We start from the raw sequence: 21,864 nt of genomic DNA on the forward strand, positions 1-21,864 counted from the left end.
TGCTGACCCGGTACGAGGACGGTACGGAGCTGCACCATCTGGTGTGGCGGCTCGGGCCGGGGTGGCGGGTGTGCGGCAGCGCCGTGCTCGGCGGCGGCATCGGCCCGCGCGACTGGATGCTCAACGCACAGGTGCCCGGTGGCTACCCGCGCCTGGACCCCGACCGGCACCTCGCCGAGATCGCCGCCGCCGAGCACCTCACGGGACCCGGTGCCGGTCTGATGACGGCCGCCGACGTCACCGCGTACACGGTCGCCGCCGAGGCCGGTGTGACGGCGACCGCCACCTGCGGACTCGGCGTACGCGGCTGGGCCGCCGCCCCGGCGGAGGGCACCGAGGTGCCACTGCGCCCCGGCACCGTCAACATCGTCGTCACCGTCCCCGTGCCGCTCTCCGACGCCGCACTCGTCAACGCCGTCGCCACCGCCACCGAGGCCAAGGTCCAGGCACTCCTGGACGCGGGCCTGGACTGCTCGGGCACCCCCACGGACGCCGTCTGCATCGCCGCCCCGTCCCCCGGGCCGACGCCCGCCGAACCCTTCGCGGGACCGCGTTCCCTGTGGGGCGCGCGACTCGCCAGGGTCGTGCACGCTGCCGTCCTGGAGGGCGCGCTGCGGCAATCCTGAGAGACCACAGCGCCGCGATCCGACCCGGACGCGGCCGTCGAAGGGAACCCCTCATGACATCGGGCACCGCGGACACCACCACCGCCGACACCACCGCGTACCGGCCGGTCGTCGCCGTTCTCGGCACCGGGATCATGGGATCGGGAATGGCCCGGAGCCTCCTGCGCGCCGGACTGGACGTCCGCGCCTGGAACCGTACGGAGTCCAGAGCGGCCCCGCTCGCCGCCGACGGCGCGGTGGTCACCGGGACGGCCGAGGAGGCCGTACGCGGCGCGGATGTCGTCGTCACCATGCTCAGCGACGGCCCCTCCGTGGCCGCCGCACTCGCCGCCGCGTCCGGGGGAGTGCACACCGGTCAGGTCCTGCTCCAGAGCTCGACGGTCGGGATCGACGCCACCACCGATCTCGCCCAGCGCGCCGCCGACCTCGGCCTGGTCTACCTCGACGCACCGGTCTCCGGCACCAAACAGCCTGCGGAACAAGGGGCGTTGACGGTCTTCGTCGCGGGCCCCTCGGCCGTCCGTGCGACGGTCGATCCGGTGCTGGACGCGATCGGGCAGCGCACGGTGTGGGTCGGCGAGGCACCGGGAGCGGCCTCGCGGCTGAAGCTGGTGGTCAACACCTGGGTGATCACCATGGTCAACAACATCGCGGAATGCCTCAATCTCGCGGAAGGGCTGGGCATCGATCCGCAGGCGTTCCTCGACGTCATGAAGGGCGGCCCGCTGGACTCCGCCTATCTCCAAGGCAAGTCCGCCGCCGTCCTCTCCGGCGACCTCACCCCGAGCTTCACCCTCTCCACCGCGCTCAAGGACACCCGCCTCATCCTGGACGCGGCACAGTCGGCGGGGGTGCGACTGGACCTGGTCGCGGCGTCGGCCGACCGCTTCGTGCGGGCCGAGGCGGCGGGACACGGCGGCGAGGACATGATCGCCACCTACTACGCGGGCCGGGCCCCGGAGCAGGACGACGACTGACGCTCCTGCGCACCACCCGCCACCCGCGAACGGAGCTTCTGTACGACTCCGGGGGGCGGGGAAGGGCGGTCGGTGGCGATGTGTCAGACAGGCCGGGCGTCGTACGGAACGGTCAGCAACTCCCGTACGAGCAGCCCGACCTGGTCCGTCTCGATCAGGAACCCGTCGTGACCGTGGGGCGAACGAATCGTCCTGAGCCGATCCGCGCCCGGCAGCAGCGCCGCCAACTCGGCCTGTTGCGAGGGGAGATGGAGCCGGTCGGAGTCGACGCCCGCGATCAGGGCCGGCATCCGGGCGCGGCTCAGCGCCCGGGTGACGCCACCGCGCCCGCGTCCGACGTCGTGCCCGTTCATCGACTCCGTCAGCGTGACATAGCTGCCGGCGTCGAAGCGGTGCACCAACTTGGCCGCGTGGTGGTCGAGGTACGACTCCACCGCGTACCGTCCGCCGTGCCAGGGATGCTCGTCCGGTTGCGCCGTACCGCCGAACCGGGCCCCGAGTTCGGGCTCGCTGCGGTACGTCACATGAGCGATCCGGCGGGCCAGGCCGAGGCCCCGGTGCGGGCCCCCGCCCGGTGGCGCGTCGTGGTAGTGACCGCTCCGCCAGCCCGGATCGGAGCGGATCGCGGAGGTCTGCAGCGACCCCCAGGCGATCTGCTCCGCCGACGACGCCGCGGGTGCCGCGAGCACCAGCAGCGCTCCGGTACGCTCCGGCCGGCTCACCGCCCACTCCAGCGCCCGCATGCCGCCCATCGACCCGCCGATCACCGCCGCCCAGTTGCCGATGCCCAGTGCATCGGCCAACGCGGCCTCGGCGTCCACCTGGTCACGGATCGTCAGGTACGGGAAGTCGCCGCCCCAGCGCGGCCCCTCCGGACGGTGTGAGGACGGCCCCGTGCTGCCCTGGCAGCCACCGAGCACATTGGGCGCGACGACGAACCAGCGCTCGGTGTCCAGCGCCTTCCCGGGGCCGACCAGTGCGTCCCACCAGCCGGCCGTGGGATGCCCGGGGCCCGCGGGTCCCGCCACGTGGCTGTCACCGGTGAGGGCGTGCAGCACCAGCACCGCGTTGGCGCCGTCCGGGGCCCGGCGGCCCCAGGTCTCGTAGGCCATGCGGACGTCCGGCAGCACACCGCCCGCCTCCAACGGCAGCGGCCGCTCCAGCCGCACCCAGGAGCGGCGGCCGGGCGGGTCCTCCTCCCGCCGGCCTCCGGTGGCCGGCGGGAGGAGGGACGCGGGGGAAGGGGCCGTGTGGTTCAGGACGCCGCCTTCGCCGCCAGGAACCCGGTCTCCAGATCGGCCTTGAGGTCGGCCACGTTCTCCAGGCCCACCGAGAGACGTACCAGCCCCGCGGTCGCTCCGGTGGCGGCGAGCTGTTCCTCGGTCAGCTGGCTGTGCGTGGTCGACGCCGGGTGGATGATCAGGCTCCGCACGTCGCCGATGTTGGCGAGGTGGCTGAACAGTTCGACCGCGTCCACGAACCGCTTGCCCGCCTCGACCCCGTCCCGCAGTTCGAAGGCGAGCACGGCCCCGGCGCCGCGTGGCAGATAGCGGCGCCCCGCCTCGTACCACCGGCTCGACGCGAGACCGGCGTAGTGCACCGCCGACACCTCGTCGCGCTGCTCCAGCCACTCCGCCAGTGCCAGGGCATTGGCGGTGTGCCGTTCGAGCCGGAGGCTCAGCGTCTCCACACCCTGGAGGAGCAGGAAGGCGGAGTGCGGCGAGAGGGCGGGGCCGAGGTCGCGCAGCAACTGGACGCGGAGCTTCACCGCGAAGGCCCCCGGCCCCAGGTCCGGCCAGTAGCGCAGCCCGTGGTAGCTCGGGTCGGGGGAGACGAAGTCCGGGAACCGTTCGGGGTGCGCGCCGAAGTCGAACGTCCCGCCGTCCACCACCACACCGCCGATGGTGGTGCCGTGCCCGCCGAGGAACTTCGTCGCCGAGTGCACGACGACGTCCGCGCCGTGCTCGATCGGACGCAGCAGGTACGGGGTGGGCACAGTGTTGTCGACGATCAGCGGCACCCCGGCCGCGTGCGCGGTGTCGGCGACCGCCCGGATGTCGAGCACGTCGCCGCGCGGGTTGCCCAGCGTCTCGGCGAACAGCGCCTTGGTGTGGGGACGGATGGCAGCGGCCCATGCCGCGGTGTCGTCCGGGTCGTCGACGAAGGTCACCTCGACGCCGAACCGGGGGAGCGTGTGCCGCAACAGGTTGTACGTGCCGCCGTACAGCGAGGCGGAGGAGACGATGTGGTCCCCGGCGCCGGCCGACGTCAGCAGGGCGAGCGTCTCGGCCGCCTGACCGGAGGAGAGCGCCACGGCGGCGACTCCGCCCTCCAGCGCGGCGATCCGCTGTTCCAGCACGTCCTGGGTGGGGTTGTGGATCCGGGTGTAGATGTTGCCCGGCTCGGCGAGCGAGAACAGGTCCGCGGCGTGCCGGGTGTCCCGGAAGACGAAGGACGACGTCTGGTAGATCGGCACGGCCCGGGCGCCGGTAGCCGGATCGGGGACGGCTCCGGAGTGGATCTGCTTGGTCTCGAAGGACCAGGCGGGACCGGCGTCCTGCCGGTCCTGGTCCTCGGGGGTGTGGCCTGCGGTGACGGAGTCGACGGGCTGGGTCATGGTGTTCCTCGCACGGTGGTCTCTCGGGGCGCGGACGCGTGTGGGCGGATGTGTGTGGGCGGGTGTATGGCTCGCCTCGTCCAGATGGTCCTGGTCCCGGGAGGACACGACTTCGTGTTCCAGGACCGCGGCGCGGACGGCGGAGACCACGGCGGAGTCGGGTCGGCCACCGGGGCGGACAGCCAAGAGCACGGCGCCGGTGGCGGTCGCCCGGTCTGCGGACAGTGACAACAGGTCCGGTGGACGAGGGCGCGGAAGCGGAGGCACGGGAGGAGGAGGCCGGCTCCGCGGCGGGTGCGGAGGTCGTGGCGGAGACCTTTCCGGGCGGAACGGTCCGGGGGTGTGCGCAGCCCGGCGGCCCGGCGGAGGGGCCGGACGCGGGCACGCGAATCGTCGCTGCGGTGGCGCCGGTGCGGCTCAGCTGCTCAACGGAGCGGCGCGCGGCGGAAGCTGCGGCGACACGCGGCGGACGCGAGGCGTCCCAGATCGACGTGGCGCCGCGAGACGAGTACCGGAGTCGCGGGCATGGCTGTGAGCGTGTCAGCGGCTCCCGCAGGCGTCAACCGCACTGCCGTACGGCCCGCCGGGCCCGCCGGGGCCACGGGGAACCGGCCGCGCCACCGCCGTCCGCCCCTCGATTCCACCGCCGGACCGCCTCCGACCTGGGAACGGACCCTTCTTGGCCGGCGCGACGGAGACCGGTGGCGACGGGTCGCCGAGCGGCCCGGTGGCGGCGCCGGAATTCACTCGCCCGCAATGTACGGCCGCGATGTACGCCCGTGATGTGCTGCCGTGATGTGCTGCCGTGGCGTACGGCCGCGACTCCGGGAACGCTCACTCCTCGACGAGCATCCCGGTGCGGAGCTTCCGCAGAATTCTGCTGATCAGCCGCGACACATGCATCTGCGAGATGCCGAGTTCGGCGCCGATTCCGGCCTGGGTCATCTCCTGGCCGAAACGCATGTCGATGATGCGGCGCTCGCGTGCGTCGAGGCACCCCAGCAACGGCGCGAGCGTGTGCAGATTCTCGACCGTCTCCAGGGCGGGATCCGGGCCGCCCAGGACATCGGCGAAGGTGCGCCCCGGGGCGTGGCGCCGCCCCGCCTCCGATGGATCGGCGGGCATGTCGAGCGAACCGGCCGCGTACCCGTTGGCCGCCACGATGCCCTCGGTGACCTCGTCCTCGCTCAGCCCCATCTGCTCGGCGAGCTCCGGGACCGTGGGGTCGCGGTCGAGCTCCGTGACCAGCGACTCCTTGGTCCTGGCGATGTCCACCCGCAACTCCTGGAGCCGGCGCGGGACATGCACGGCCCAGGTGGTGTCGCGGAAGAACCGTTTGATCTCCCCGGTGATGTACGGGACCGCGAAGGAGGTGAACTCGACCTCGCGGGAGAGGTCGAACCGGTCGATGGCCTTGATCAGCCCGATCGTGCCGACCTGGACGATGTCCTCCATGTCGCCGCCCCCGCCGCGGTGCCGGAACCGTCCAGCGGCGAACCGCACGAGGGAGAGGTTCATCTCGATGAGGGTGTTGCGCGCGTACTGGTGGGCGGCGGTTCCCTCCTCCAGTTCCTGGAGACGGCCGAAGAACAGCCTGGACAGTTCGCGCGCGTCACAAGGGGCGATCCTGCCCGCGTCCTCGATCCATGGCAGCCCGCAGAGGTCCCCGGCCGGCACGTCCGCCGATGTCGAGCGGGAGTCCTCCGCTCGCTCCGTACCGGCGGTCCGTGCAGTGTGCGCCGTCATCCCGTCACGCTCCCCAGGTCGTATCCCATGAGGTGTATGCGCATGCCCCAGGAGGCAATTCCCATGCGCGGGAGCGGGAGTTGATCACGTCACACGGCGGCGATTGGCCGGGAAACGTCGTGATCCGGCGTCATCCCGCCCCGCCCCGCGTCACATCCGGTCTCCGTGCGGGCCGGGTACGTACGGAACGCGGAACCGCCCCACCGGTACGGGGGAGCCCGGTGGGGCGGTCGTTCACCAGACTGCCACAGCCGAGGGGCAATGGGGACCGACCGGCGCATATCCAGCGGTAGTTGAGTCGAAATCGACGGTGTTCCGACGTCGGTGTCTCAGCTTCGGGAGAAAGACGGCAACTTCGGCCAGGAGCCGGCTTCATCGGCCCGTACGGGAACCGGATCGGGAACCTGTGCCCGTGCCCGTGCCCGTGCCCGTGCCCGTGCCCGTGCCCGTGCCCGTGCCCGTGCCCGTGCCCGTGCCCGTGCCTGTACCCGTACCCGTGCTTTTGCCCGTGCTCGCGCCCGCATCCGCGTATCCGGCGACGGCCCCACCGCCGAGGCGCGCGGCCGCGATGGCACGGCTGCGCGCCGCCGTGACGACCCCCACCACCGGCATGGCCAGCACCGCGAGGACCACGGGTCCGTATCCTCCCTGCGACGACACGTCCATCACCGCCACCTCGCCCGCGGACAACGCCGTCCCCACCACGAAGCAGCTCAGGCCACGGGCGGGCGCGGAGCCGAGCATGCGCGGGGGCGCGACGGCCAGTACGGCGCCCGTCACCAGGCCGACTGCCGCACCGACGGCGAGGGAACCCAATACGGCGACGAGTCCCGCCGCAGGCTTCTCGAAGGTGCTTTCCAGCGGCTCCCCGGACAGCCCGGACAGCGCGATCGCCGCCCACAGCACCGCGCAGATCCCGGCCGGGATCGCCCCGGCCCGGAGGCCGAACAGCAGCCCACGACGCATTACGGCGATCGACGTCCTCATGTGCATCTCCCCGATGCGTATCTCCCCGTGGTGCATCTCCCCGACCGTGCCCCTCCGCGCCCACCGTCCGCTGTCACCCGAGGGCCTGTCGCGGGCGACGCGCGGCAGCCGGGCCGCGACATCTTCGCAGGCCCGCCGATGCGGCCGGACAGCGCGTCCGCGGGGACAGCGATCCGCTCCCGTACGGCATTCTCGAATCCTGTGACTGTTCTGTGGACCATCATGGGTGGACGGACGGCACGGCCGAGGGGGCACAGATGATTTCCGAGCCGGAGATGGTGGACGAGTTCGGTGCGGCCGGGACGGGCGAGGTGGTGGGCGACTTCGACCGGGAACCCGCCCGGGAGCCCCGGCCACCCCGTCCGTGGTGGTGGGCGCTGGGCGGAGCCGTGCTGGCCTCGGCCGTGTGGGCAGGCGCGTTGTACCTGAACCCGATCGACGACCGGAAGCCGGAGATGCACGGCTACCGGCTGAACGAGGACCCGTGCCCGACCGTGCGCCTGAAGGCGCTGGGCGCGGCGATCTCACCGCGGGAGCCCATGTCCGGGGCCGGTCCCGAGCTGCTGAACGACCCGGCCCTGGACCGGGTGAGGTGCTTCCTCTCCCTGCGGTCGAGGCCCTGGAAAAGCGCGAAGAAGTCGGTCGGGAGCCGCTGGCACACCGGATACTCCGTCGGGGTCACCGTGGCCCTCCACAAGAGGACCGACCCCGCGGCCGAATTCGAGGCGATGCGTGGCGTGACCGAAACCATCACCGGTGACGAGGTGAAGGTCGAGAAGGTGCCGAACCTCGGCGACAGCGCGTACCTGCTGACGCAGGACAGCGGTAATGCGGAACTGCGGGTACTGGACGGCGGTGCGGTCCTCGCGCTGAGTCTCGACGCCTACACGACGTACGACGGTGACGGGAGCGAAACCCCGTCCGACGACGGGCCGGACGTCTCCGATCTCTCCCCGTACCAGTCCGCGATGATCAGCGACATGCGCGACCTGATGAAGAGCCTCAGACACTGACCTCCGAATGACCGGCCTTCGAATGGCCGCCCTTCGAATCACCGGCCTCCAGGGCGTGCGGTGCCGGTCGTGCGGGGGCCATTCGAATTCATTGCGGTCCCGTGAACGCTCCACCCGCCGGGGAATACGTGCCCGGACCGGCGCCTTCCTGCTGGCGTGAGACCGATGGCCGACCGGCCTCCGGTGCCGTGCAGCAGGAGAGAGGGAGCTCATGCCCAAGGCGTACGTGTTCACCCGCCACGGCGGACCGGAGGTGGAGACCCTCGTCGAGCAGGACGTACCCGTGCCCGGCCCGGGCGAGCTGCTCGTCGCGGTGCGGGCGGCCGGGGTCAACCCGGTCGACTGGAAGCTGCGCACGGGATACGTCAGGCCCGGCAGCGAGATCCAGCCCTTCCCCACCGTCTTCGGCAGCGAGGCCGCCGGAGTCGTCGAGGGCGTCGGCCCGGACGTCGAAGGGTTCGCGATCGGGGACGAGGTCTTCGGCAACCCGTTGACCGGCGGATACGCCGAGTACACGCTGCTGCCCGTCGCCGTGACCGCGCACAAGCCGGACGGGCTGTCGTTCACCGACGCGGCGGTACTGCCGGTCGCGGTGGCCACCGCGTACGACGGCGTGCGCCAGCTCGGCCTCGCCCCCGGGTCCACCCTGCTGGTCACCGGCGCCGGTGGTGGTGTCGGAGCCGCGGCGGTACAGCTCGCCCGGCACGCGGGCATCCGGGTCGTCGGCGTCGCCGGCGCGGCCAAGAAGGACTTCGTCGAGTCGCTGGGCGCGGTGCACATCGCGTCCGGCCCCGGACTCGCCGACCGTGTGCGGGCAGTGGCCCCCGAGGGCCCGGACGCGGTCTTCGACCTGGTCGGCGGTGACACGCTGAGGGCCGTGGCCCCGTTGCTCGCGGACCCGGCCGCGCTGATCAGCGCCGGGGACAAACCGCTGGCCGTGGAGCTCGGTGGGGCGGCCGTCGAGCGGGCCCGCAACGCGGCGGTCCTCGACGAGGTGGCGAAGCTCGCCGCCACCGGCGCCCTGCGCACCCATGTGAACCGGTCCTTCCCTCTCACCGGGGCGGGGGACGCCCTGCGTGCGGTGGAGAGCGGCCACACCCTCGGCAAGATCGTGATCGAGGTCGGCGCTTGAGTGCGCCGGATCCCACCGGTGAGCAGCACCCGCTGGACAACCCGGTCCGTGCCGCGCTGACCGGCCCGCACGCCCGTTTCGCCGAGCGCCGCGGCCGAATCCTGCGGTACCGGGCGGACGTGGCCCCGTGGGTCGCGGTTCCGGACGACCCACGGCCCCAGGACTGGGACGACGCGGCGGCGCTCGTCGGACCCGGCGGCGCCGTCACCATCACCGCCTTCCGTGAGCCGCCGCCCGCCGACTGGGAGACCGTCTTCCGGGCCGAGGGCGTCCAGCTGGTCGATGCCGGGGTTGCGGCAGCGCCCTTTCCCGGGGCCGTACGGCTCGGACCCGCCGATGTCCCCGAGATGCTCGAACTGGTCGAGCGCACCCGGCCGGGGCCGTTCCTGCCCGGTACCGTCGAGCTCGGCACCTACCTCGGCGTACGGCGGGAGGGGGTGCTGGTCGCGATGGCCGGCGAACGGCTGCACCTGCCGGGCTGGTCCGAGATCAGCGCCGTCTGCACGGACGAGTCCGTACGCGGCCAGGGGCTCGGCACCGGACTGGTGCACGCCGTGGCCCACGAGATCAGGCAGCGCGGCGAGACGCCGTTCCTGCACGCCGCCGCCTCCAACGCCCATGCCGTCCGGCTCTACGAGTCCCTGGGATTCGTGCTCCGCCGCCGGACGTCCTTCCTCTCGGCGCTCGCACCGAAGCCGCCGACGGCGCGCCTGCCGGGTCCAGGCGGCATCCGCGAGGCGCGCGCGGCCGCCGCACACTGACCCCGGCACCGCGCTCCGGTGCGGGACCTTCGGCCCGGAACGGCCGGGCCGAAGGTCCCCGTCCGCCCCGCACAGGGGACCTTCGGCCGTGCCCCTCGGGCCGTAAGCCTCGTGTTCCGCCCCCAGCGAACCGGGTGGACTGGTACCGGACGCCGGCACCGGGTCGGCCGACGGCGGGAGGAGCCGGCCGTGGCGATGGGGCTTCAGCGCCGACCTGCGACGCGTGGAGTGACGCTCGCGGACACCACGGACCCGGGGGAGGCAGCCGTGGGCAGGCAGCGGGTCGGGAACCCGGCGCTGTTCGGCGGGCTGGCACTGCTGACCGCACTGGTCGGCCTCCTGGACTTCCGGACCGGGGAGGACCTGCACGTCATACCGCTGCTGGTGGTCATCCCCGCCCTCGTCTCCGTCTTCGGAACGGTCCGGCAGACCGTCGGCGTGGCCAGCTGGGTCACGGTCGTCGTCGCCTGCTCACGGATGGTGGACGGCGGAACCCTCTGGGACACCGTGACCAGCGTCGCCTTCACCGTGCTGGCCTGCTTCCTGGGTGTCGGCGCCTGTGTGCTGCGGATCCGCCACGTCACCCAGATCGCCCGGCTGCGCTCCGCCGCCGGAGCGCTCCAGCGCCAGATCCTGCGCCCACTGCCCATCCTGACCGACCAGGTCCTCACCCATGGCATCTACACCCCGATCGAGGAGGACCGTCTGGTCGGCGGCGACATCTACGAGGTCGTCGAGTCGCCCTACGGAACCCGGGTGATCATTGGGGACGTCCAGGGCAAGGGACTCGCCGCGATCGGCGTGGGCTTCGCCGTGCTCGGCGCGTTCCGGGAAGCGGCCATCCGGGAGCCCGACCTGGCCGGGGTGGTCGACGCCCTGGAGGACGCGGTCGCCCGGCACAACGCCTTCTCCGCCCAGACCGGCGAGATCGAACGCTTCGTCACCGCCCTGGTGCTCGGCTTCGACGGGCGCGACCGGGTGCAGGCCGTCAACTGCGGTCACCTGTCGCCCCGGCTGCTGCACCGGGGAGTGGTCCGCGCACTCCCGCTGCGCCGCACCTCCGTCCCGCTGGGCATGGCGGAACTCAGCCCCGAGGCGCGGGGCGCGGAACCGCTGGACGTCCCGGCCGACGCCACGCTCCTGCTCTGCACCGACGGGGTGACCGAGGCCCGTGACCCGTCCGGCGCCTTCTACCCGCTGGACACGCGGCTGAGCCGCTGGGCGGAGCTGGGGCAGGTCGAGCTCCTGGAGGCGCTCCACGCGGACCTGGAGGCGTTCTCCGGCGGCGTACGACGTGACGACATCGCCGTACTCGCACTGCGCCGGGCCCCGGGCGGCACCCCGCCCCGGCCCGGCCCGGCGGACCATGGCGCCCGCCGGGCGGCCGTGGCGTTCAGCGGCCGGTAGCCGGGCGGCGAGAACGACCCCGGCAGCCATCGAATGTCCCGACGAGACTCATGTCGCGTCGGGACATTTTCAGGTGTACGGTGCACTTATGAATCCGGAACGGAAGACCCCGGAGCGGCGGAGCCGAAAGGCCCGCAGAACCCGGGACACACTGGCGCAGGCCGCGTTCGAGCTCGTACTCGACCGGGGTCTGCGGAATGTGACGGTCGAGGAGATCGCGGAACGCGCGGACGTCGACCGGCGCACCTTCAGCCGGTACTTCACGAGCAAGGAAGCCGCGGTCCTGGACTCGCTCCGGGGTGACGGCGACCGGATCAACGACGCCCTGCGGGCCCGCCCCGCCGACGAGCCCCCGCTCACGGCCTACCGCCGGGCCGTCCAGGACTGGGTCGAGGACCCCGGAGCGCAGGCCTGGCACCGGCGCGAGCGGATCTTCGATCTGCTGGTCCTCGCCGAACAGGAACCGACCCTCTACGCGGCGTTCCATCACATCCGGGTGGACGCCCAGGAGGACTCGGTCGCCATCGTCGCGGACCGGCTCGGGGTCGACCCACGACGGGACATCCGCCCCGCCGTCACGGTCGCCGCGGGCGCCGGGGCACTCCTGGCGGCCCAGGCCGCCTGGGCACGCGCCGGGCAACCGGACGACCTGCCCCGACTGATCGGGCAGGCCTTCGACGCCCTCGCCGGGGACCTGCTCGCGCAGCCCCCCGCCGGGCGGGCGCCGCACAGCACCACGGAAGGAAGCACAGAATCATGAGCACCACCCCCACCCCCGCCGACCGGGAGTTCGCCGGCAGGACCGCCCTCGTCACCGGCGGCGCCTCCGGGATCGGACTGGCCCTGACCCACCGGCTGGCCGCGGGCGGCGCGTCCGTCGTCGTCGCCGACTACGACGAGGCCGGTGCCCGCAAGGCGGTCGCCGAACTGCGGAGCGCCGGCGCCGAGGCCGCCGCGATCGCCATGGACGTGACCGACCCCGCCTCCGTCGAAGCGGGCGTGCAGTTCGCCGTCGACACCTTCGGCGCCCTGCACCTCGCCGTCAACAACGCGGGCATCGGCGGCCCCAGCAACCCCACCGGCGAGTACGGCATCGACGACTGGAACCGGGTCGTCGCCACCAACCTCAGCGGCGTCTTCTACTCGATGCGCTACGAGCTTCCCGCCATCGTCGCGGCCGGCGGCGGCGCCGTCGTCAACATGTCGTCGATCCTCGGCACCAACGGCTTCGCCGGATCGCCCGCCTACGTGGCCGCCAAGCACGGCGTCGTCGGTCTCACCAAGACGGCGGCCCTCGAATACGCGGCCCGGAACGTCCGTGTCAACGCCGTCGGCCCCGGCTTCATCGACACCCCGCTGCTGCGCAACACCGACAGCGTGGCCCGCGACCACCTGATCTCGCTGCACCCGGCCGGACGCCTCGGCAAGGCGGAGGAAGTGGCCGAACTCGCCGCCTTCCTGCTCTCCGACCGCGCCTCCTTCATCCACGGCAGCTACCACCTGGTGGACGGCGGCTACTCCGCCCCCTGAGTGGCGGACGGGGGCAACGGGGGCGAGCAACGGAACAGAGTACGTGAGGAGAATTCCATGAAGGCCGTTCAGTACCGCACCGTGGGCGCAGCGCCCGAGGTCGTCACCGTGCCCGACCCCGAGCCCGGCCCCGGCCAGGTGATGCTGAAGGTCACCGCCGCGGGCGTCTGCCACTCCGACATCGCCGTGATGAGCTGGCCGGCGGAGCAGATCCCCTTCCCGCTGCCGCTCACCCTCGGCCACGAGGGCGTGGGCACCGTCGCCGCCCTCGGTGACGGAGTGAGCGGACTCACGGTCGGCGAGTCCGTCGCGGTCTACGGCCCCTGGGGCTGCGGCACCTGCGTCAAGTGCGCCGAGGGCAAGGAGAACTACTGCCTGCGCGCCAAGGAGCTCGGCATCGCCCCGCCCGGACTCGGCGCACCCGGCGCCATGGCCGAGTACATGATCGTCGACGACCCGCGCCACCTGGTGCCCCTCGGCGACCTCGACCCGGTGCAGGCCGTGCCGCTCACCGACGCGGGCCTGACCCCGTACCACGCGATCAAGCGTTCACTGCCCAAGCTGGTGCCGGGCGCCACCGCCGTCGTCATCGGCACCGGCGGCCTGGGCCACGTCGCGATCCAGCTGCTGCGCGCCATGACGGCCGTCCGCGTCATCGCCCTCGACGTGGCCGAGGACAAGCTCGCCCTCGCCCGGGCCGTCGGCGCGCACGAGACCGTGCTGTCCGACCAGGGCGCGGCGGCAAAGATCCGCGAACTCACCGGAGGGATCGGCGCACAGGTCGTCCTCGACTTCGTCGGGGCGCCGCCCACCGTCGCCACCGCCGGGGCCGCGGCCGCCATCGACTCCGACGTCACGATCGTCGGCCTCGGCGGCGGTGCGCTGCCGGTCGGCTTCGGCTCGCTGCCGTACAACACGACGGTGACCGCACCGTACTGGGGGTCGCGCTCCGAGCTCGCCGAGGTGCTCGACCTCGCCCGCGCCGGAGCGGTCGAGGTCCACGTGGAGACGTACTCGCTGGACGAGGCGCCGCTGGCGTACGAGCGGCTGCACCACGGCAGGATCAACGGCCGCGCGGTCATCCTCCCCAACGGCTGACCGGCCGGAACCCTCTTCTCACCCACGGCCGTGCGGGCCGTCGCACGGTGCGGCGGCCCGCATCGTCATACCCGCGACCGATGCGCGGAGCGCCACCCGCGGGAGAGACTGGGCGGATGGAATTCGTCGCGCTGATGACGCTGCCCGGACTTGTGATCGGGCTGACCGCGGTCGCCCTTCTCGACCAGCTGATGCTGCGCGCCGGCCGGGCCGGCCTGCTGCCGTGGCGCAACGGCGCACGGCAGGGCCAGGTGTCGGCGACGGGATTCGAGCAGCTGCACGCCAGCTTCTCGCCGGGCAAGCAGAGCGAGCTCAGGGAGCGCCGGAGCGCTCTGCTGATGCGCGACGACGAGGAGGACGGCGCCCCGCCCCACCGCTCCACCGTCGACCTCGACGGCGGCCGCGCCGTCATCCGCCTCCCCGGCGGCGCCACCCGTTAGGGGCACCGGCCCCGGAGCGACCCGGCTCACCGTGTCGCCACCAGAGGCCGCAGCGGAGTGCCGCGCAGCCGGACCACCGCCGGGGCGCAGCGCCGTGCCGCCACCGTCAGCAGCCAGGCGACGAGGGCGCCGGTCAGCAGCCCGATCAGCACATCGTGCGGATAGTGCACACCGACCCACACCCGGGACGCGGCCATCAGCACGGCGGCGGGCACCGCGATCGCCCCGAGCCTGCGGTCGGTCAGCCAGATCGCCGTGGCCGCGGCCGCCGCGATGGCGGCGTGGTTGCTGGGGAAGGACCAGTCACCGAGCGCCGGGCACGCCTCCACCGTGACGACATGGAGGGTCCGGCACGGCCGCTGCTCGTGGAAGAGCGATTTCACCAGGTCATTGGCGAGATACGCGGCCACCACGACGAGCGGGGCGCAGAGCGCCATGGCGGTGCGGGCGGGACCGCCGGAGCGGGAGCGCCACCAGGACGCGAGCATCAGCGCGGCGAACAGGACGAGCCCGTAGTCCGACCAGATCCGGACGGCGGAGTCCACGGCGCCGGGGGAGCGCTGCGCCAGCTCGGTGATCCAGGTGTACAGAGCACCGTCGGTCGAGGCGGCGGAGGCGAGGAGCATCAGCTGTTCTCTCCTTCGGGAGTGCGACGGCCCCGGGAGCGGAGCAGTTCGGCGGCGAGCGGGACGAGCGAGACCACGACCACGAGGGCGACGATCGGCAGCAGGTAGCGGTCGACATTCGGCACCGAGGACCCCAGCGCGTACCCCGCGAGGACCAGTCCGACGGTCCAGACCACCCCGCCGACGGCCTGCCAGAGCGTGAACACCCGGGCCGGGACGCCGAGGGCCCCGGCCAGCGGGTTGAGCACCGTACGCACGACGGGTACGAAGCGGGCCAGCACGATCGCCCGCGCGTGGCCATATCTCCCGAGGAGCTCCTCGGCGCGGGCAGCGCCCTCGTGAAGGCGTCGGGAACGGCTGCGGGCCAGCAGGGCCCGTCCGCCCCGTTCGCCGATCCAGTAGCCCGCCTGGGCGCCCAGCAGCGCGCCGGCGACGGCCGCGACCAGCACCTGCGGCAAGGACAGCCGCACCGGACCATGGGCACCGGACACACAGAGCAGGCCCGCCGTGAACAGCAGCGAATCGCCGGGGAGGAAGAAGCCGACGAGCAGTCCCGTCTCGGCGAAGAGCACGACGGCGATGCCGAGCGCGCCGAACGCTCCGAGCAGTGACCCCGCGTCCAGCAGGTTCACCGCCTGTGGCGCGGACGCCAGTGAGAATACGGACACGGTGGAAGGTCTCCCATAATGGTGAGCGGGCGGCCCCGCGGAACGCCCGGACTGACTACAGTGATGTAGACGGTCTACATCACTGTAGACGCCCGAAGGGGGAGGAGAGTTCCCATGTCCCAGGTGAAGGGGATATCGAGCGGCGACCCCGGCCCCCGCCCGCACGGCGAACCGGCATCCGGGCCGACGCCGGAAGCGGCCCCGCACCACCCGTCACCGCACCCCGCCGCCGCACCGGACCGCCGGCCCGCCGGTGAGCTGGAGGCCACGATCCTGGCGGCGCTCTGGGCCGCCGGTACACCGCTCACCCCCGGCCAGGTCCAGGGCGCGATCGGTGCGGAACTCGCTCGCACCACGGTCACCACGATCCTGTCGCGCCTGTACGAGAAGGGGGCGGTCGACCGCACCCGGGCCGGCCGCGGATTCGCCTACACGCCCACCGAGGACGAGCCCGGACTGACCGCCCGCCGCATGCACAGCGAGCTGCGGAAGCAGGAGGACCGCAGCACCGTCCTCGCCCGCTTCGTCTCCCAGCTCACCGACGAGGACGAGCGGCTGCTCCGGGACCTGCTCGACGGCGAGACCTCATGAACCGGGCGGACGGCATGAGCCAGGCAGACCGCATGAGCCAGGCAGAACTGCGGGGAGATCTCGTGAACGAGGCATACCGCGGGGAGATCTCGTGAACGGCCCAGGCCGCGGGGAGACCGCGTGAACCACGCCGAGTCCGGGGAGGCCCCGTGATCTACGCCGTGTGGGTGCCGCTGCTGATGCCGTTCCTGGCGGTGCCCGCTGCCCGCCGTCTGGCGGACGCGCTGTCGCCGGTGCGTGCCGTACGACTGCTCGCCGCGACCGGCGCCGGCCTCGCCCTGTGCAGCCTCCTCGCCCTGGCCCTGCTGGTGGTGCCCGGCGCGACGCGGTTCTCCGTGGTCTCCGCCCTGGGTGAGCTGGTCAGACCGCTCTCCGACGCGGTCCCGGCCGCCACCGTGCCGTTGGCCGCCGCCGCACTGGCCCTCCTGGTGGGCTGCGCCGTCGCCGTCGCCCGCGCCGCCCGCCGCCACTGGGCGGAGCTGCGCCGGGCCGGACGGCTCGAAGGGCATGCCGACGGCGAACTGGCCGTACTGCGCGACAGCCGCCCCGACGCCTACGCACTGCCCGGCCGTCCCGGCACTCCCGGCCGGATCGTCGTCACCACGGGAATGCTGCGCGCCCTCGATCCCGCCGAACGCGATGCGCTGCTGGCTCACGAACGCGCCCATCTCGTCGGCCGTCACCATCTGTTCATCGCCGCGATCGAAGCGGCGGCGCTCTGCCACCCGGCGCTGCGTACCCTGCGCGCCCCGATGGGCTACGCCCTGGAACGCTGTGCCGACGAGGCGGCCGCCGACGCGGTCGGCGACCGGCGGATCGCCGCCCGGGCCATCGGCCGGGCCGCCCTCGCCGCACGCGCAGCCGAAGGCACCCCGCAACCCCGCCCGCGAGTGGCGCTCGCCGCCGCTGCGGGGCCCGTACCGCGCCGAGTCGCCGCCCTGCTCGGCCGGAACGCGGCACGGCCCCGGGCCGGCCGTGCCGCGGCGGCGGCGCTGCTGGCCTGCCTGGTCGCCTCCGGAGCCGCTGCGCTCGACGCGACCAGCGATCTGCACAGCAGCATCGAGGCGGCGCAGGGCGAGAACGCACCGCACTGACCGGCCGCTCCCCGCCCGTCCGCCCGCCCGTTCATGTGCCTGCCTGCCCGCCGGTCTGCCCACGTGCTCGTCCGCCCGCCCGGCGACCTGCTCGTCCGCTCATGCGCCCGCCCGGCGACCTGCCCGTCCGCCCATGCGCCCGCCCGGCGGCCTGCCCGGATCCCGTTCCGGTCAGTCGTCCCCCGCCCGTCCGCCCGCCAGGTGCTCCCGCAGCCGGTCGAGAAAGACCCGCTGCCCGGCGACCAGCCGTTCCGCCGCCTCCTGCGGCGTGCACCAGGCGAACCGGTCGACCTCCGGGAACTCCCGCCACACCCCCGACCCCTTCGGCCACTCCATGCCGAACGTTCCCGGAACAGCGGTCGCGGCGTCGAGATCCGCCTCCAGCCCCCACACCGTCACGGTCTTGCCGCCCGACTGACGTGCCTCGCCCAGCACCACCCACTCACCGTCCGGCGCCGGACGCCCGAACTCCTCCCCGAACTCACGCCGGGCGGCGGCCTCCGGCTCCTCCTCGGGGCCGTACTCCCCCTTGGGGATCGACCAGGCCGCACTCTCTCGACCCGCCCAGAACGGGCCGCCCATGTGCCCGATGAGCACCTCGAAACCCGTCTCGCCGGACCGTCGGAACAGGAGAAGACCCGCACTGCGCCTGGTGCGCTTCTGGGATGGCATGCCGTCAAGTCTGCGCCCCGGTCCGGGCGCACCACCGCCGACGACACCCCTTTCACGCTGATCATTGCCGTCATCGAGCCGACGCGTCCTGTTCGCCGCGAGGTTCCCGACGCCCCCTGGTGCGCCCCCCGCGCGCGCGGCCATGCTGTCCGCCGACAGCGCCTGCGCCCGGGGACCGGGCCACGCAACCATCGGGAACCCAGGAGGACTTGTGGGCCTTGGCACAGTCGGCAGCACGGCCGGACCGCGCGTGAGGACGCAGCGGGGACACGGGACGGTCGCACGCCCGCTCGTACTGCTCGCGACGGTGACCGCTCTGACCGTCGGCGCGATCTCTCCCGCACTCGCCGATTCGACCCCCGACCCCCGACCCCGCACCTCTGCCGAGATCCTCAGACCGGTCGCGCCACCACCCGCGAGCAACCCGGCGGGGCAGACCGGAGCGGTCGCGGACGCCGACGGCATCGAGACGGCACGTACCTCCCGCCCGGTCGCCCCAGGGGTCCGCCTCAGCTCGTACGACCGGCTGGAGTCCGACAAGTGGCTGCGGGTCGACAACCTCTCGGTCGACCTCGCCGGCAGCGGCGTACGCGCCGACTACCTCTCCTCCGGCAAGGTCTCCGAACGGCACACCGTCTCCGAACTCGCCGCCGGACACGACGCGGGCCGCGGCCGCCGCACCGTCGCCGCGATCAACGCCGACTTCTTCGACATCAACCAGACCGGCGCTCCCGAGGGGATCGGCATCAAGGACGGGGCCACCGTCCAGTCGCCCGCACCCGGCATCAACCGTGCCGTCGGCATCGGCCCCGGCAGCGCGGGCCGCATTCTGAACCTGTACTTCGAGGGCACCCTCACACTGCCCGCCGGGCAGCGGCCGCTCGCCGCGTACAACGCCGCCAATGTGCCGGCCGGTGGAGTCGGCGCGTACACCTCCGCCTGGGGCACCGCCGACCGCGCCCTGACCGTGGACAGCGCCACCCCGGTCGCCGAAGCGCTCGTACGTGACGGCAAGGTCGTATCCGTCTCGCCCGCGCCCGGTTCGGGGGCCGTCCCCGAAGGCGCCACCGTCCTGGTCGGCCGTGAGGCCGGCGCCGTAGCACTCGGCGCGCTGAAGCCCGGCGACCCGGTGTCCCTGACCTACCGGGCCCGCACCGACAGCGGGGCCGTGCCGCGCACCGCCGTCGGCGGTCGGGAACTCCTCGTCGTCGACGGAGTCGCGCAGAACCACGACGGCGAGGGCAACAACACCGCCGCACCCCGCACCGCCGTCGGTTTCTCCAAGGACGGCCGGACGATGCAGATCCTCACCGTCGACGGACGGCAGGCCGACAGCGGCGGCGTCACCCTCACCGAACTCGCCCTGATGATGCGGCGCGCCGGCTCGTACAGCGCACTCAACCTGGACGGCGGCGGATCGTCGACCCTCGTCGCCCGCCGGCCCGGCAGCGACGCGCTCCGGGTGGAGAACAGCCCGTCCGACGGCAGCGAACGCACCGTTCCCAACGGCCTGGCCCTCACCGCCCCCGACGGCACCGGGCGGCTGAAGGGCTACTGGGTGCAGCCCCGCACGCCCGCCGACGCCGCACCCGGCGTCGACCCGGTCAAGGGCGGCCACCCCGACCGGGTCTTCCCCGGTCTCACCCGACGCCTCACCGCGACCGGATACGACGAGACGTACGGCCCCGCGCAGGGCACCCCGCGCTGGCGCACCGCACCCGGTTCGGTCGGCGAGGTCGACAGCAACGGGCTCTTCACCGCGCACCGCAGCGGCACCACCGACGTACGCGCCGAACGCGGGCCGGCGCGCGGAAGCACGTCACTGACCGTCCTGGACGAGCTGGCCCGGATCGAGCCCACCACCCAGCGGGTGGGCCTCGCCGACGCCGGGGCGGCCGGCACCTTCGGCATCGTCGGGCTCGACGCCCACGGCACCAGCGCCCCCGTCGAACCCCGCGACATCGAACTCGACTACGACCACGCCCTCTTCGACATCCGCGACGACGGGCAGGGCTCGTTCACCGTCTCCTCACGCACCGGCTCGGGCGCCGGACGGATCAAGGCGACCGTCGCGGGCACCACCACCGTCCTCGCCGTCAGCGTCGGCCTCACCGAGCAGGCCGTCTCCACCTTCGACGACGCCGGGTCCTGGAAGTTCAGCCAGGCCCGTGCGGACGGGTCGCTGACGGCCACCCCCGACGGCCGCACCGGCACCGGACTGAAGCTCGACTACGACTTCACCCGCTCCACCGCCACCCGCGCCGCCTACGCCGCCCCGCCCCAGCCGGTCACCGTGCCCGGCCAGCCCCAGTCGTTCAAGCTGTGGATCAAGGGCGACGGCCGGGGTGCCTGGCCCACCCTGCACCTCAAGGACGCCGCCGGCTCGGACCAGTTGCTGCGCGGACCGTACGTCACCTGGAACGGCTGGCGGCAGGTCACCTTCGCCGTGCCGGCGGGAGCCGCCATGCCGCTCTCGGTGTCCCGCTTCTACCTCGCGGAGACCGCGGCGGACAAGCAGTACACGGGCGGGATCGTGATCGACGACCTCACCGCCCAGGTCCCGCCCACCGTCGAGCTGCCCGAACGGGCCGCCCCGGCCGACCCGCTGATCGACCCGGCGGCCGTGACCGGGCGCAGGGACTGGCGGTTCGCGGTGATGTCCGACGCACAGTTCGTCGCCCGCGACCCGGACAGCCCGATCGTCGCCCAGGCCCGACGCACCCTGCGCGAGATCAAGGCGGCGGAGCCGGACTTCCTGGTCGTCAACGGCGACCTCGTCGACGAGGGATCGCCCGCGGACCTGGCCTTCGCACGCTGCGTCCTCACGGAGGAGCTCGGCGACTCGCTGCCCTGGTACTACGTACCGGGCAACCACGAGGTGATGGGGGGCCGGATCGACAACTTCATCACCGAATTCGGGCCCGCCCAGCGGACGTTCGACCACAAGGGCACCCGTGTCGTCACCCTCGACACCTCCAGCCTCAGCCTGCGCGGCGGCGGCTTCGCCCAGATCAAGCAGCTCCGCGACCAGCTGGACGCGGCGGCCAAGGACCGGACCGTCGATTCGCTGATGCTCATCGAGCACGTGCCGCCGCGCGATCCGACCGTGCAGCAGGGCAGCCGGCTCGGGGACCGCAAGGAGGCGGCCCTGGTCGAACAGTGGCTCGCCGACTTCCGCCGTACGACGGGCAAGGGCGCGGCCTTCATCGGCAGCCACGTCGGGGTCTTCAACGCCTCGCACGTCGACGGAGTGCCGTATCTGATCAATGGCAACTCCGGCAAGGCACCGGCCGGACCCGCGGACGAAGGCGGCTTCACCGGCTGGTCGCTGATCGGCGCCGACCGGATCGGCCACGGAGCGCAGGCCACGGCACGGCAACGGCCGTGGCAGGGCGGACCCGACTGGATCTCCGTGCAGACCCGCGCACACGTGGACGCGCTGAGGATCGACGCACCCGCGGTGCTCGGCACCGGAAGCCGTACGAAGGTCACCGCGACCGTCACCCAGGGGGCCCGCAACGTCCCCGTCGCCTTCCCGCTGGCCGCGGACTGGACCGGCTCGCCGAACGTGCACATCGGTGACCGCGACGGCGTCCGCCATCGTCACGCGGCGGTACTCGACCCGTCCACCGGCACCCTGACCGCACTTCGGACGGGGACGATCACCCTCGCCGTGACGGTCAACGGCACGACACAGCGGGTACGGATCACGATCGGCGCGGCCGGGGCCGCGTCGGCGGCCTGAGGACCGGGAGCCGGACGGGGGCGGCCCCCCCCCCCCCCCCCCCGGGGGGGGGGGCCCCCCGCCCCCCCCCCGCGCCCGCCCCCCCCCCCCCCCCCCGCCGCGCCCCCCCCCCCGGGGCGCGCCCCCCCCCCCGC

General features: G+C 73.3%; 21 protein-coding genes. 13 read left to right on the forward strand and 8 right to left on the reverse strand.

All coding sequences use genetic code 11. The annotated features are described in order from the left end of the window. Positions 1 to 41: 41 nt before the first annotated feature. Positions 42 to 626, forward strand: coding sequence for an adenosylcobinamide amidohydrolase (locus ACGF8B_RS32025; protein WP_392745524.1), 585 nt, complete (start codon positions 42 to 44; stop codon positions 624 to 626). A 53-nt stretch (positions 627 to 679) separates the two neighbouring features. Then, entirely contained in the window at positions 680 to 1,603 is a 924-nt protein-coding gene (locus tag ACGF8B_RS32030) for an NAD(P)-dependent oxidoreductase (protein WP_392745526.1), read from the forward strand. A gap of 83 nt (positions 1,604 to 1,686) precedes the next feature. Here ACGF8B_RS32030 and ACGF8B_RS32035 read toward each other — a convergent pair whose 3' ends face one another. The 5 genes from ACGF8B_RS32035 to ACGF8B_RS32055 all read right to left on the reverse strand — a co-directional run bounded on the left by ACGF8B_RS32035 (position 1,687) and on the right by ACGF8B_RS32055 (position 6,953). After that, complete coding sequence (locus ACGF8B_RS32035; RefSeq protein WP_392745682.1) at positions 1,687 to 2,862, reverse strand: homoserine O-acetyltransferase; 1,176 nt, start codon at positions 2,860 to 2,862, stop codon at positions 1,687 to 1,689. After that, complete coding sequence (locus ACGF8B_RS32040) at positions 2,859 to 4,220, reverse strand: bifunctional o-acetylhomoserine/o-acetylserine sulfhydrylase (protein ID WP_392745527.1); 1,362 nt, start codon at positions 4,218 to 4,220, stop codon at positions 2,859 to 2,861. Before ACGF8B_RS32040 ends, ACGF8B_RS32035 begins: the two co-directional genes overlap by 4 nt. Before the next feature lie 425 nt (positions 4,221 to 4,645). Beyond that, on the reverse strand, positions 4,646 to 4,747 hold the full coding sequence (locus tag ACGF8B_RS32045; RefSeq protein WP_392745529.1) for a putative leader peptide: 102 nt from the start codon (positions 4,745 to 4,747) through the stop codon (positions 4,646 to 4,648). A gap of 307 nt (positions 4,748 to 5,054) precedes the next feature. Continuing rightward, positions 5,055 to 5,966 carry a SigB/SigF/SigG family RNA polymerase sigma factor gene (locus tag ACGF8B_RS32050; protein ID WP_392745531.1) on the reverse strand — a complete coding sequence of 304 codons (912 nt, stop codon included), beginning with the start codon at positions 5,964 to 5,966 and terminating at the stop codon, positions 5,055 to 5,057. A gap of 372 nt (positions 5,967 to 6,338) precedes the next feature. Next, entirely contained in the window at positions 6,339 to 6,953 is a 615-nt protein-coding gene (locus tag ACGF8B_RS32055; RefSeq protein WP_392745532.1) for a hypothetical protein, read from the reverse strand. A 257-nt stretch (positions 6,954 to 7,210) separates the two neighbouring features. Here ACGF8B_RS32055 and ACGF8B_RS32060 point away from each other — a divergent pair, with 257 nt between their 5' ends. From ACGF8B_RS32060 to ACGF8B_RS32095, 8 genes are all read left to right on the forward strand, one after another. Next, positions 7,211 to 7,966 carry a hypothetical protein gene (locus ACGF8B_RS32060; protein WP_392745534.1) on the forward strand — a complete coding sequence of 252 codons (756 nt, stop codon included), beginning with the start codon at positions 7,211 to 7,213 and terminating at the stop codon, positions 7,964 to 7,966. Between the two features lie 211 nt (positions 7,967 to 8,177). Continuing rightward, entirely contained in the window at positions 8,178 to 9,098 is a 921-nt protein-coding gene (locus ACGF8B_RS32065; protein WP_392745535.1) for an NADP-dependent oxidoreductase, read from the forward strand. Then, complete coding sequence (locus ACGF8B_RS32070; RefSeq protein ID WP_392745536.1) at positions 9,095 to 9,859, forward strand: GNAT family N-acetyltransferase; 765 nt, start codon at positions 9,095 to 9,097, stop codon at positions 9,857 to 9,859. The genes ACGF8B_RS32065 and ACGF8B_RS32070 overlap by 4 nt, the downstream gene beginning before the upstream one ends. Positions 9,860 to 10,048: 189 nt before the next feature. After that, positions 10,049 to 11,266, forward strand: a complete 1,218-nt coding sequence (locus tag ACGF8B_RS32075) for a PP2C family protein-serine/threonine phosphatase (RefSeq protein ID WP_392745538.1) — start codon at positions 10,049 to 10,051, stop codon at positions 11,264 to 11,266. 88 nt (positions 11,267 to 11,354) lie between these two features. Then, positions 11,355 to 12,026, forward strand: a complete 672-nt coding sequence (locus ACGF8B_RS32080; protein ID WP_392745540.1) for a TetR family transcriptional regulator — start codon at positions 11,355 to 11,357, stop codon at positions 12,024 to 12,026. After that, entirely contained in the window at positions 12,023 to 12,796 is a 774-nt protein-coding gene (locus ACGF8B_RS32085) for an SDR family NAD(P)-dependent oxidoreductase (RefSeq protein WP_392745542.1), read from the forward strand. Before ACGF8B_RS32080 ends, ACGF8B_RS32085 begins: the two co-directional genes overlap by 4 nt. 57 nt (positions 12,797 to 12,853) lie before the next feature. Further along, positions 12,854 to 13,894, forward strand: a complete 1,041-nt coding sequence (locus ACGF8B_RS32090; RefSeq protein ID WP_392745544.1) for an NAD(P)-dependent alcohol dehydrogenase — start codon at positions 12,854 to 12,856, stop codon at positions 13,892 to 13,894. A gap of 116 nt (positions 13,895 to 14,010) precedes the next feature. Continuing rightward, positions 14,011 to 14,334 carry a DUF6191 domain-containing protein gene (locus ACGF8B_RS32095; RefSeq protein WP_392745546.1) on the forward strand — a complete coding sequence of 108 codons (324 nt, stop codon included), beginning with the start codon at positions 14,011 to 14,013 and terminating at the stop codon, positions 14,332 to 14,334. 26 nt (positions 14,335 to 14,360) lie between these two features. Here the strand turns inward: ACGF8B_RS32095 and ACGF8B_RS32100 are convergent, their stop codons facing one another. Both ACGF8B_RS32100 and ACGF8B_RS32105 read right to left on the reverse strand, forming a co-directional pair. Then, entirely contained in the window at positions 14,361 to 14,960 is a 600-nt protein-coding gene (locus ACGF8B_RS32100) for a phosphatase PAP2 family protein (RefSeq protein ID WP_392745548.1), read from the reverse strand. Further along, positions 14,960 to 15,628, reverse strand: coding sequence for a DedA family protein (locus tag ACGF8B_RS32105; RefSeq protein WP_342282662.1), 669 nt, complete (start codon positions 15,626 to 15,628; stop codon positions 14,960 to 14,962). Before ACGF8B_RS32105 ends, ACGF8B_RS32100 begins: the two co-directional genes overlap by 1 nt. Positions 15,629 to 15,886: 258 nt before the next feature. On the opposite strand from ACGF8B_RS32105, the gene ACGF8B_RS32110 reads away from it, so the two are divergent. After that, a complete protein-coding gene (locus ACGF8B_RS32110; RefSeq protein WP_392745683.1) occupies positions 15,887 to 16,219 on the forward strand; it encodes a BlaI/MecI/CopY family transcriptional regulator in 333 nt (110 codons plus the stop codon). Positions 16,220 to 16,368: 149 nt separating this feature from the next. After that, positions 16,369 to 17,313 (forward strand): M56 family metallopeptidase, encoded by a 945-nt coding sequence (locus ACGF8B_RS32115; RefSeq protein ID WP_392745550.1) that lies wholly within the window; start codon positions 16,369 to 16,371, stop codon positions 17,311 to 17,313. A 171-nt stretch (positions 17,314 to 17,484) separates the two neighbouring features. Here the strand turns inward: ACGF8B_RS32115 and ACGF8B_RS32120 are convergent, their stop codons facing one another. Beyond that, positions 17,485 to 17,985, reverse strand: a complete 501-nt coding sequence (locus ACGF8B_RS32120) for an NUDIX domain-containing protein (RefSeq protein ID WP_392745551.1) — start codon at positions 17,983 to 17,985, stop codon at positions 17,485 to 17,487. A gap of 250 nt (positions 17,986 to 18,235) precedes the next feature. Here ACGF8B_RS32120 and ACGF8B_RS32125 point away from each other — a divergent pair, with 250 nt between their 5' ends. After that, on the forward strand, positions 18,236 to 21,730 hold the full coding sequence (locus ACGF8B_RS32125) for a phosphodiester glycosidase family protein (RefSeq protein ID WP_392745553.1): 3,495 nt from the start codon (positions 18,236 to 18,238) through the stop codon (positions 21,728 to 21,730). Positions 21,731 to 21,864 lie beyond the last annotated feature (134 nt).

The sequence above is a fragment of the Streptomyces sp. NPDC047917 genome, assembly GCF_043204345.1.
In the GTDB taxonomy this organism is placed as follows: domain Bacteria; phylum Actinomycetota; class Actinomycetes; order Streptomycetales; family Streptomycetaceae; genus Streptomyces; species Streptomyces sanglieri.